This window comes from Undibacterium sp. (assembly GCF_030683615.1).
Classification (GTDB): domain Bacteria; phylum Pseudomonadota; class Gammaproteobacteria; order Burkholderiales; family Burkholderiaceae_D; genus Undibacterium; species Undibacterium umbellatum.
This window is the reverse complement of the sequence record NZ_JAUXQE010000007.1, coordinates 153,048-164,543: the sequence shown is the minus strand read 5'-3', so window position 1 is coordinate 164,543 and position 11,496 is coordinate 153,048. Positions and strand designations below refer to the sequence as shown.

The following is an 11,496-nucleotide window of genomic DNA, read 5'->3' as shown; positions in this document are numbered from 1 at the left end:
ATTTTGCCGTAACATATTGTAATCGAAACGAAGAACTGTCATCTTGCTCAGGACTGAACGTATAATAGGCAGCGCGTTATACTGTGCCTCTTTAGAGCGAGCACTGCTTTTGAAAAAATTAACAATCCGGACGAATATCTTGAATAAATCGAAATTTGCAGCAATGGTAGCTGGCGCAGGCATAGTTCTCGCCGGATGCGGTGGGTATGTCTACACAACCGTGGGCGGAAAAGTAACAGGCTTGGGAAGTGGCGATACTCTTACCTTGCGTAATGAAGGTAATTATCTCCAGACGTTGTATGCAGATGGCACTTTCCAATTCAATGTAGCTAGCAATGGCAATTACACCATTAGTGTTGCTCAGCAGCCAAACTCTGTTAATTGCACAGTCGCAAATGGTAGCGGCAAAATGAGTGGCGAGGCTGCTGTCAATAATATTGCTGTCACCTGTACGCCAAATGTACCTTTGGGCGGTACGGTTGCAGGCATGACTGATGGTGCTTCCATGATCTTGCTCAACAATAATCTATACAAAGCCAATGTCACTGCGAATGGCAGCTTTAAGTTTACCGATTTTGTTGTGAGTGGAACGACTTACGCAATTTCGGTCGGCTTACCGCCAGTTTCACAATACTGTACGGTTGCCAACGGCACTGGTACAGCCAGTAATGCCAATTTGCCAGCAGCATTGACGTCAGTCGTCACTTGCGTGCCTGCGGTGCCGGTCAAGTTTACGGTCAATGGTTTGACTGCAGGAACAGTGTTGACCTTGGTGAATACTGTTGATGGCTATGCTGATAAATATGCAGTCAGCGCACCTGGCAATTATTTGTTTGGCTGGAGCTGGTTGACTGGTAAGCCCTTCAATGTCACCGTAGATACACAACCTACAGGCCAGACTTGTAAGGTGACTGGCGGTACGGGTGTTGTTGATGCCGCTAATCCAGCAGCGTCTGCCAATATTGTGGTCGATTGCGCCAAGACTTAACTGTAGTTAGTATAAGAAAAAAGGCTGGGCAGATATTTATCTGCCCAGCCTTTTTCATTCTCAAATAACAAGCAACTTACATTAAGTTTGCAGGCTTATAGCTCTTCGAGCTTGCCTTGCTCATTGAAGTAAAAAATTCCTTCGTGTTTGAAACCCCATTTCCCGCCTTTCAGGCGAATGAAGGGTTCAAAGCTAAAAAAGGAAATTTCACCTAATTCCAGTCTGTTATCTGATTGGATGTATTGCCTGTCGTCGCGATCCGTGACGATGCTATGACCTACATTATTGCGGTAATCCAGATTCACGAAACCATTTTGCCGTATGCGCAAATTAGCCCAGTCAAACAACTGACCAAAAGTGGTTTTTGGTGTCACTGTTTCCAGCATTTGGGCGTGCAGGTGTTGTTGAAAACAAAGTCCATTGCGGAACTCAAGCGACTGCGGAGTAAGGGTGACTCTCCCATTTTCTACAGCAAATGAGCGGGCACAGTCACCCCAATATTCTTGATGGCTTGGGCTTAAATCGACGGTGATTAGGTTAGAAGTTCCGACCATTTCTTTGCCGGGTTGATAGTCGCTGCCAGAAATGGAGACGCAACTACGTGAACCAAGCAAGACCAGAGCAGGGCACTGGTGATACCAGGTATCGCGATAACCCGATTCGCAGAGCATGGCATAGGCTTTTTCTGCAATGCTTTGCTCGGTATCATGGTCGGTGATCATGCTTGCCAGGCGCGCCAGTACTGTCTTGGCAGCGTTCTGCACTTCTTTGTGCTTGGCAATTTGCAATGCTGTTGGCATGATATTGAGTGGGCTAACGTACAAAATGCAGGACTTACTTGTTGTGATTGCTGTTGCTTGAGTCGCCATCGTTGCTGTTGTCTGCTTTGTCACTGTGGTCCTCGCTGTCACTGCTGGTAACAGCCCGCACACCTGCACGGGTGACATCGACTGCGGTTCCCACTACGGCACTGCCGACTTTGACAGTTGTTGAAACAGCAGCATCAGCTATCGCAATCACGGTGCAGCCGCTCAGTGACAATAGAAATAGTAGGAAAGTGCAACGACATATACAAGTTTGCATTCAGACTCCAGAATTCATCGCAGGCCCGTTCTCTGATCAGCGTTGTGTCGAGCCTAGCTTGTTTAACGTAATTGAGAGATTGATTTTAAGTTCATTCCTGCATATCTCCTATTGCTATTGGTCGAAAACAGGAATGATTTAAAAATTCCAGCGGCTTTTTAACACTCTATGACGTTAGCAATCGTTTGCCCGGTTTTAGAGCGGTTTGTAATTACATGCGAGTAGCGCGCCAGGCAATCTTGAGCCAGTCTGTTTTCCCTAGCTTGGGTCTGTGCTGAAATACATTGCCATCGACGACCTCGATTTTTTCGAGGATGCGCAGTCCGCCCTGGACCACAAGACGCAATTCCCATCCCAGCCTGCCAGGCAGGCGGGTGGACAGGCCACTGCCTGACAGCATCAGATTTCTCGCGCGCGCCACCTGAAAGCGCATCATATTGCGCCAGTCGTCATTTTGCATGCCGCTGGATATGTGTTGTTCACTTATGCCAAAACGGCTCAAGTCATCGAGGGGCAGGTAAATTCGTTGTTTTTGCCAGTCTATGGCGACATCTTGCCAAAAGTTAATCAGTTGTAGTGCGCTGCAAATGGCATCTGAATCCTGCAAATTTTTTGCGCTGGCTTCTCCGTACAGGTGCAGCATCAGCTTGCCCACCGGATTGGCAGAGCGTGCGCAGTAATCAAGAAGGTCTGGGAAGTCAGCGTATCTGGTAGTAACAACATCCTGCTTGAAAGCGGACAGTAAATCGCGAAAACACTGTATAGGCAGGTCATATTTGCTGATGATGGCAGCAAGTGCCTTGAATAGTTGTGATTCGCTGCTAGTATTTTTTTCTATGCGGTCGAGTTCATGTTCATATTCAGCTAATTGCCTAAGTCTTTGTTCCGGGTTTGCATCGCCTTCATCTGCAATATCATCTGCACTGCGGGCAAATGCATAGATAGTTTTTACTGCTGGTCTGAGCCTGGCAGGAAGCAAGAGCGAGGCAACAGGGAAATTTTCGTAATGGTCGACCGACATTTGTAGAGTTAAATTCCATGAAAAATCTTAATGACCGAAAAGTCATTGGCAAAAACAAGATGCTTAACTATAATTACTAACCGCAAAGTCAGTTATTTGACAGTAGCATGTAGTCAATATAAAAAATTAATAAAAAACTGGCTCCTATTTTAGCTCTTACCCGTTTTGTTCCGGCCCGGAAAGCCTGCATAGTAAAGGAAAACTCCTGTGTTAACACCAGAAACTACCATCCATCCTCAAGCGAGGCAGTTTGCTGGAAGGCGCGCTGTTCCATTCGCCTTCATCCTTGCTTCTGCGACACTATTGCTCGCTTGTTCCAAGCCTGCTGAGAAAACTGAGGATATCCGTCCCGTCAGAACGATTACCCTGGCAAGCAGCAATGTAGATATCAATGCTGAACTGCCTGGTGAGGTACGTCCACGTGTAGAGTCGCGCCTGGGTTTTCGTGTTCCTGGCAAAATTGTCGCGCGCAAGGTAGATACAGGTAGCATGGTCAAGCGCGGTCAGGTATTGATGCAGCTTGATCCGCAAGACCTGGCGCTGGCGCAAGTCCAGGCCAAGGCAGGTTTGACCGCAGCCGAGAGCAATCGTGATTTGGCCAGGGCAGAGCTGAAACGTTATCAAGAATTGCGTTCCAAGAATTTTGTCGCTGCAGCAGTGCTGGATGGCAAAGAAGTGGCAGCCAAGGCGGCGCAATCTACTTACGAACAGGCACTGGCTGCTTATAAAAACCAGTCCAACCAGTCGTCATACACCAGTCTGGTGGCCGATGTCGATGGTGTCGTCACAGGCATTGATGCAGAGGTAGGCCAGGTGGTCGCGGCTGGCACATCAGTAGTACGGGTGGCGCAAATGGGGGCCATGGACGTTGTGGTCGGCATTCCTGAAGATAAAGTTAATTCCATTCGTCAGATGACGGATGTCAATGTGCGCTTGTGGGCCAATCCTGGTCAATCCATGCCTGGAAAATTGCGTGAATTGTCACCAATAGCCGATGCTGTGACGCGCACTTACACAGCCAAGGTGAGCATTGCTGGTGATAATAAGGATGTGCAACTCGGCATGACAGCTTATGTCAGCTTCAATGCAAAAAATCCTAATAATGCAATCAAAGTGCCTTTGACTGCCTTGTTTCAGGAAAAAAATGCGTCTTCAGTCTGGGTGGTTGAATCTGGAGTAGTCAGGCTGGTGCCTGTGCAAGTTGCCGGTTCTTATGGGGAAGAAGCTTTGCTGGCTGGAGGTGTCAAGCCCGGTCAGGTGGTAGTGACCGCTGGAGCCAACCTGCTGAAAAACGGCCAGAAAGTCACTATTCTTGGCGTTGAGGCGGCCCCGGCCAAGGCTGTGGCAGCAAGCAATGCTGCCCCGGCAGCGGTCGCAGGAGCGGCCAAATGAGCGATTCTTCACGTGGGTTCAATTTATCCAGATGGGCGCTGGAGCACATCCCGCTGACGCGCTATCTGATGGTGGTACTTTTGTTGGGTGGCATACTGAGTTATAGCAAGCTGGGGCAGGATGAGGATCCACCATTTACGTTTCGTGCAATGGTCGTGCGGGCTATATGGCCAGGCGCTACTGCTCTGCAAATGGCTGATCAGGTGACTGACAAGCTGGAAAAAAAGCTACAAGAGACGCCGTACATAGATACCATACGCAGCTACTCCAAGCCAGGTGAGACTTTAATCATTCTGCAACTACGTGAGTCCACGCCGCCCAAAGATACGGCGCAATCCTGGTATCAGGTGCGCAAGAAAATCGGCGACATGCGCGGGACTTTGCCACCTGGCGTCGTAGGCCCGTTTTTCAATGATGAGTTTGGTGATACTTATGGTTCCATCTTTGCCTTGTCTGGCGATGGATTCAAGTATGAAGAAGTCAAGGAATATGCAGACTTTGTGCGTCAGCAATTCCTGCGTATTCCTTCTGTATCCAAAGTTGAGTTGTTTGGAGTGCAGGATGAGAAAATCAACATTGAGTTTTCTCAGAAAAAGTTCTCGCAACTGGGTGTTCCCTTTGAGACTATCGTCGGGCAAATCAATTCTCAGAATGGGGTTGAAGCCACGGGTGTTTTGACAACTTCCACAGATAATTTGCAAGTAAGGATTTCTGGCGCACTGATGACAGTGAAAGAGTTGGAGAATTTGCAGTTACGCGCCAATGGTACGACTTTCCGTCTCGGCGATTTTGCAACGGTCAAGCGTGAGTATAAAAACCCTCCTCAAGACAAGATGCGATTCAATGGCAAGGAGGTTGTCGGCCTGGGTATTTCCATGGATAAGGGCGGTAACATCATCGCGTTGGGCAAGCGTCTGCAAATCGACGTGGCTGCAATCAAGGCCAAATTGCCAGTTGGCATCACATTGGAACAAGTTACCAATCAGCCGGATGCTGTCAAATCTTCTGTTGGTGAATTTATTCGCACCTTGATAGAGGCTGTGATTATCGTCTTGGTAGTCAGTTTTCTGGCACTGGGTTTGCATACCAAGCCTTTTCGGCTGGATATCTGGCCGGGCCTGGTCGTTGGTTTGACGATACCGTTAGTGTTGGCAATCACCTTCCTGTTCATGCGTATACTAGATATCGATTTGCACAAGATATCGCTGGGGGCATTGATTATTGCCCTAGGTTTGCTGGTTGATGACGCGATTATTGCTGTAGAAATGATGGTCAGGAAAATGGAGGAGGGGTTCTCGCGCTTTGATGCAGCAACCTTCGCCTATACTTCCACCGCAATGCCTATGCTGACCGGCACCCTGATAACTGCTGCGGGGTTCTTGCCAATTGGCCTGGCTAAATCTGCTGCCGGTGAATACACCTTCTCGATGTTCTCGGTGAATGCCCTGGCTTTGCTGATTTCATGGCTGGCGGCGGTTATTTTTACACCCTATCTGGGCTATCTGCTGCTGAAGGTCAAGCCGCATGGAGGTTCTGGGGGGAGTGAGCATGAGATTTTTGATACGCCGTTTTATACCCGCTTCCGTGCATTGGTGAACTGGTGCGTTACCTGGCGCAAAACCACGATCGTCATTACGCTTGGGGTGTTTATGCTTGGGGTGTATGGATTCAAGTTTATTGAACAACAATTCTTCCCTGATTCCAGTCGCCCTGAGTTGATGGTGGAATTGTGGTTGCCCGAGGGGGCTTCCTTTAAGGCGACAGAGGCGCAAGCCATGAAGTTTGAAGCCTTTATCCAGAAGCAGGAGGGCGTAGAAAGCGTCACCAGTTATGTCGGTACGGGTAGCCCACGTTTCTACTTGCCACTGGATCAGATTTTCCCGCAAACCAACGTTTCGCAAATCGTGGTCTTGCCTAAGGATCTGAAGGCGCGTGCAGCCTTGCGCTTGAAAATCATTGAGGCTTTCAAGACAGATTTTCCTGAAGTGCGCGGCCGTGTGAAACTTTTGCCGAACGGCCCTCCAGTTCCTTATCCGGTGCAATTCCGTGTAACAGGCCTGGAAGTAAGCAAAGTCAGGGAAATTGCTGATCGCGTCAAAGAAGTCATGCGCGCTAATCCCAATACGGTTGGTGTGAACGATAACTGGAACGAATCGGTCAAGGTGGTACGTATCGATCTGGATCAGGATAAATTGCGTGCACTCGGTATTACATCGCAATCTGTGATGCGGGCAGCAAATACTATCCTTACTGGTTCTAATGTGGGGCAGTTCCGTGATGGCAACAAGCTCATCGACATCGTGGTACGTCAGCCAGTGGATGAACGTTCTACCGTTGAAGCTTTGGGAAATGCCAATGTACCAACAGCTAGCGGCAAATATGTGCCTTTGTCGCAAGTGGCGCGCATCAACCTTGCGTGGGAGCCTGGCGTCGTCTGGCGTGAGGGGCGCGAGTGGGCGGTAACGGTGCAATCTGATGTGGTTGATGGCATACAAGGCCCAACGGTCTCGAGCCAGGTATCACCAAAGCTGGATGAAATCAGGGCCAGTCTTTTACCTGGTTATAAGATAGAGTTGGCTGGTGCTGCGGCGGACAGTGGTAAGGCGCAAGAATCGATTGCGGCGAATGTGCCATTGGTCATCTTTATCATCTTCACCTTGCTGATGTTGCAGTTGCATAGTTTCTCCAGATCGCTGCTGGTCTTTTTGACCGGACCTTTAGGGGTGGCAGGGGCAGCAATGGCCTTGTTGATACTGCAACGTCCGTTTGGTTTTGTGGCGCAGCTCGGTGTGATTGCTCTGTTCGGTATGATTATCCGTAACTCGGTGATTCTGATCGACCAAATTGAGCATGATATAGGTGAGGGGGTGCCACCATGGGAAGCGATTGTGGAATCGGCAGTGCGCCGTTTCCGTCCCATTATCCTGACGGCTGCAGCAGCTGTATTGGCAATGATACCTTTGTCGCGCTCTGTGTTCTGGGGCCCGATGGCAGTCGCCATCATGGGCGGCCTGATTATTGCAACTGCCTTGACACTGTTATTCTTGCCGGCATTGTACGCGGCCTGGTTTAGGGTTAAGAAGACCAGCGTTTAGGGTCTGCCCCTTGCTGCCACGAGTGTGTCAGCAAGGGATAAAGGTGGATTAACCTCAGTCTTGGGGCGTGTATTGTCCTTGCATTTAAAAAAATAAGGCACACGCTGGTAAAATCCAGTAGAATATCGGGCTGGAGTTGTAATGCCACATACATCAGTTTTGGGCGACGCTTGAATTTCGGGTCGCCCTTTGCTTTTTATGACGGCCGTGCTCAACGTGTGGCGGCATTGCGCCGGTGAACATAAACATACATCCCGCGAGGATGGCGAAATTGGTAGACGCACCAGGTTTAGGTCCTGACGCCAGCAATGGTGTGGGGGTTCGAGTCCCCCTCCTCGCACCACAGAATTTTTACTATTTGGACGATTTTCATGGCAACTGCAGTCGAAACTTTAGATAAATTGGAACGCCGCTTGACGATTTCCTTCCCGATCGCCGATGTGCAATCAGAAGTTGAAAAGCGTTTGAAACAGCGTGCACGTACAGCAAAAGCGCCTGGTTTCCGTCCTGGTAAAGTACCTATGAAAATGGTAGCCGCTCAATACGGCTATCAAGTGGAAACAGAAGTTCTGAACGATAAAGTCGGCCAGGCTTTTGCTGCTGCTGCAAACGAAAACAAATTGCGTGTTGCTGGTTATCCAAGCATAGAGCCAAAGTCTGGATCAGACGTGGTTGAAGGTAGCTTGGCATTTGATGCAACTTTTGAAGTATATCCAGAAATCACAGTCGGTGATTTGTCCGCTGCCGAAGTAGAGCAAGTCAAATCTGACGTGACTGATGCTGAAATCGATAAAACTATCGATATCCTGCGCAAACAACGCGTGCATTTCCACGTTAAAGGCGAGCAGGGTGCGCACGGCGACGGCGGTGCAGATCAATCCGCACAGAATGGCGACCGTGCTACAGTAGACTTTGTTGGCAAGATCGACGGCGTCGAATTTGCTGGCGGCAAAGCTGATGGTTTTGCATTCGTACTGGGCGAAGGCCGCATGTTGCCTGAGTTTGAAACAGCAACTATCGGTTTGAAAGTTGGCGAATCCAAGACTTTCCCATTGGCATTCCCTGAAGACTACCATGGCAAGGATGTTGCCGGTAAAACTGCAGAATTCACGATCACTTTGACAAAACTGGAATGGGCGCACATGCCTGAAGTTGATTCCGAATTTGCAAAAATGCTCGGCGTAGAAGATGGCGATCTGGTCAAGATGCGTACCGACATCAAGGAAAACCTGGAGCGTGAAGTACGTGGTCGCGTCAAAGCCAAGACTAAAGAAAGTGTCATGGACGCACTGGTCAAGGTAGTGGAATTCGACGTACCCAAGACTTTGGTTGCACAAGATGGCGAGCGTCTGGCAGAAATGACACGTCAGGACATGGCGCAGCGCGGCATGAATGTAAAAGACGTGCCTTTCCCGGCTGATTTGTTCAATGCACAAGCTGAACGTCGCGTTCGTTTGGGTCTGATCCTGGCTGAACTGGTCAAGGCGAACAGTCTGCAAGCAACAACCGAGCAAATCAAAGCGCAAGTTGAAGATTTTGCCCAAAGCTATGAAGATCCACAGCAAGTCGTTAAGTATTATTTTAGCGATCGCAATCGTCTTGCTGAAGTTGAAGCCCTTGTATTAGAAGAAAACGTCGTTACCTATGTGCTGGGTAAAGCGAAGGTAACAGACAAAGTTCTGCCTTTCGACGAATTGATGGGTAACAACGCACAAGCGTAATAAATAAAGGAAAACACATGACAGGCATCATCCGTAATTCGGCACTGGACACAAACATGCTGGGCATGGTGCCTATGGTGATTGAGCAAAGCGGCAGAGGTGAGCGTGCATACGACATCTATTCCCGCTTGCTCAAGGAGCGTGTGATTTTCCTGGTTGGTCCGGTCAATGACCAGGCTGCCAACCTCATCGTCGCACAGTTGCTGTTCTTGGAAAGTGAAAATCCTGATAAGGATATTTCACTCTACATCAACTCTCCAGGTGGTTCGGTGTCTGCTGGTATGGCAATCTACGATACCATGCAGTTTATTAAGCCTGATGTGTCAACTTTGTGTACTGGCCTGGCGGCATCCATGGGTGCCTTCTTGCTGGCTGCCGGTGCCAAGGGCAAGCGTTTCTCTTTGCCAAATTCCCGTATCATGATTCATCAACCTCTGGGCGGCGCTCAAGGACAGGCATCTGATATTGAAATTCAGGCACGTGAAATTTTGTATTTGCGCGAACGTTTGAATGGTATCCTGGCTGAAAAAACTGGTCGTAGCTTGGAGCAAATTGCCAAGGACACAGATCGTGATAATTTCATGTCAGCGGACGCTGCTGCAGAGTATGGTCTGATCGATAAGGTACTGGCGCATCGCGCTTGAGTTGCTCACTTACGTAGCTTATCAAAACAAGAACGCCTGTTCCGTAACGGTCCGGGCGTTTTTTCATTCTGTTCTATAATGTCTCATTGCTCCCCATAGTTGCATATTGATGTCATGACGAAAGCCGTTTTTGCAGGTAATATGCAAGACCAAGAAGCTGAGGAAATTTGTGGTTGGTTTGCGCGGGCAAGGCCTGTGTAAAGTTTTGTCAAGCTGCAGTTTAATCATCAGTTTTATAGATTAATTTTGTTTATTTCATATACGTATCATGCCCGATAAAAAATCCTCCAGCGGAGAAAAGTTGCTCTATTGCTCGTTTTGCGGCAAGAGTCAGCATGAGGTTAAAAAATTAATAGCAGGGCCATCCGTATTCATTTGCGACGAGTGTATTGACTTGTGCAATGACATCATTCGTGACGAAGTGTCTGAGATTGATAATATTGCCAGCGCGAAAACTGAATTGCCTACGCCGCAAGAAATCACTGACTTGCTGGACCAGTATGTGATTGGTCAGTTGGGTGCCAAACGTATCCTTGCAGTCGCGGTGTACAACCATTACAAGCGTCTCAAGCATTTGGGCAAAAAAGACGATGTTGAATTGGCAAAGAGTAATATCTTGCTGGTAGGTCCGACTGGTTCCGGCAAAACCTTGCTGGCGCAGACCCTGGCGCGCATGCTGAATGTACCTTTTGTCATTGCCGATGCGACTACCCTGACCGAAGCGGGCTATGTTGGTGAAGACGTCGAGAATATTATTCAAAAATTGCTGCAAAATTGCAACTATGAAGTCGAGCGTGCGCAAAAGGGCATTGTTTATATTGATGAAATTGATAAGATTTCCCGTAAATCAGACAACCCATCAATTACCCGTGACGTTTCCGGTGAAGGTGTGCAACAAGCTTTGCTGAAGCTGGTTGAAGGTACGATGGCATCCGTGCCACCTCAAGGCGGTCGAAAGCATCCGAATCAGGATTTCATCCAGATTGATACGACAAACATCATGTTCATCTGTGGTGGTGCATTTGATGGCCTGGCCAAGATCATTTCTGACCGTTCTGAGCGCAGTGGCATAGGGTTTTCAGCCAGCGTCAAGAGCCAGGCGGAAAAGAGCGCCAGTGAGGTCATGCAAGATGCTGAGCCGCAAGATCTGATCAAGTTTGGTCTGATCCCTGAGTTGGTTGGCCGTCTGCCAGTCATCGCGACACTGAATGAGTTGGATGAAGCGGCGTTGATCCAAATCCTGGTGGAACCAAAAAATGCCCTGATCAAGCAGTACGCAAAATTGCTGGAGATGGAAGGTACTGAACTGGAAATCCGCCCGGCGGCTTTGCAGGCGATTGCCAAAAAGGCTATTATGCGTAAAACTGGTGCTCGTGGTTTGCGTTCCATCCTTGAGCATGCTTTGCTGGATGTCATGTATGACTTGCCTAGCCACCAGAATGTGGAGAAAGTTGTCATTGATGAAAGCACGATCACCAATGGTGCAAAACCCTTGCTGATTTACCATGAGCAACCAAAAGTGGCTGGAGCCTGATGGCATTGTTTGCCATGA

Annotated in this window: 9 protein-coding genes and 1 tRNA gene; 7 read left to right on the top strand and 3 right to left on the bottom strand. The window is 48.7% G+C overall.

All coding sequences use genetic code 11. The features are described from left to right. The first annotated feature begins 139 nt into the window (after positions 1 to 139). Positions 140 to 988 carry a hypothetical protein gene (locus Q8K39_RS04850; protein WP_305258519.1) on the top strand — a complete coding sequence of 283 codons (849 nt, stop codon included), beginning with the start codon at positions 140 to 142 and terminating at the stop codon, positions 986 to 988. A 95-nt stretch (positions 989 to 1,083) separates the two neighbouring features. Here the strand turns inward: Q8K39_RS04850 and Q8K39_RS04845 are convergent, their stop codons facing one another. The 3 genes from Q8K39_RS04845 to hpnC form a co-directional block, all read right to left on the bottom strand. Continuing rightward, on the bottom strand, positions 1,084 to 1,788 hold the full coding sequence (locus Q8K39_RS04845; protein WP_305258518.1) for a M24 family metallopeptidase: 705 nt from the start codon (positions 1,786 to 1,788) through the stop codon (positions 1,084 to 1,086). Between the two features lie 34 nt (positions 1,789 to 1,822). After that, positions 1,823 to 2,071, bottom strand: coding sequence for a hypothetical protein (locus Q8K39_RS04840; RefSeq protein WP_305258517.1), 249 nt, complete (start codon positions 2,069 to 2,071; stop codon positions 1,823 to 1,825). Positions 2,072 to 2,282: 211 nt separating this feature from the next. Then, on the bottom strand, positions 2,283 to 3,092 hold the full coding sequence (gene hpnC, locus Q8K39_RS04835) for a squalene synthase HpnC (RefSeq protein ID WP_305258516.1): 810 nt from the start codon (positions 3,090 to 3,092) through the stop codon (positions 2,283 to 2,285). Positions 3,093 to 3,299: 207 nt separating this feature from the next. Between hpnC and Q8K39_RS04830 the strand changes: the two genes are divergently transcribed. The 6 genes from Q8K39_RS04830 to clpX all read left to right on the top strand — a co-directional run bounded on the left by Q8K39_RS04830 (position 3,300) and on the right by clpX (position 11,478). After that, complete coding sequence (locus tag Q8K39_RS04830; protein ID WP_305258515.1) at positions 3,300 to 4,484, top strand: efflux RND transporter periplasmic adaptor subunit; 1,185 nt, start codon at positions 3,300 to 3,302, stop codon at positions 4,482 to 4,484. After that, entirely contained in the window at positions 4,481 to 7,579 is a 3,099-nt protein-coding gene (locus tag Q8K39_RS04825) for an efflux RND transporter permease subunit (protein ID WP_305258514.1), read from the top strand. Before Q8K39_RS04830 ends, Q8K39_RS04825 begins: the two co-directional genes overlap by 4 nt. Before the next feature lie 256 nt (positions 7,580 to 7,835). Then, positions 7,836 to 7,922 (top strand) — tRNA-Leu (locus Q8K39_RS04820). Between the two features lie 28 nt (positions 7,923 to 7,950). Further along, on the top strand, positions 7,951 to 9,300 hold the full coding sequence (tig, locus tag Q8K39_RS04815) for a trigger factor (protein ID WP_186955505.1): 1,350 nt from the start codon (positions 7,951 to 7,953) through the stop codon (positions 9,298 to 9,300). Positions 9,301 to 9,317: 17 nt separating this feature from the next. Beyond that, on the top strand, positions 9,318 to 9,944 hold the full coding sequence (clpP, locus tag Q8K39_RS04810; RefSeq protein ID WP_305258513.1) for an ATP-dependent Clp endopeptidase proteolytic subunit ClpP: 627 nt from the start codon (positions 9,318 to 9,320) through the stop codon (positions 9,942 to 9,944). A gap of 268 nt (positions 9,945 to 10,212) precedes the next feature. Further along, positions 10,213 to 11,478 (top strand): ATP-dependent Clp protease ATP-binding subunit ClpX, encoded by a 1,266-nt coding sequence (gene clpX, locus Q8K39_RS04805; RefSeq protein ID WP_186955504.1) that lies wholly within the window; start codon positions 10,213 to 10,215, stop codon positions 11,476 to 11,478. Positions 11,479 to 11,496: the final 18 nt, after the last annotated feature.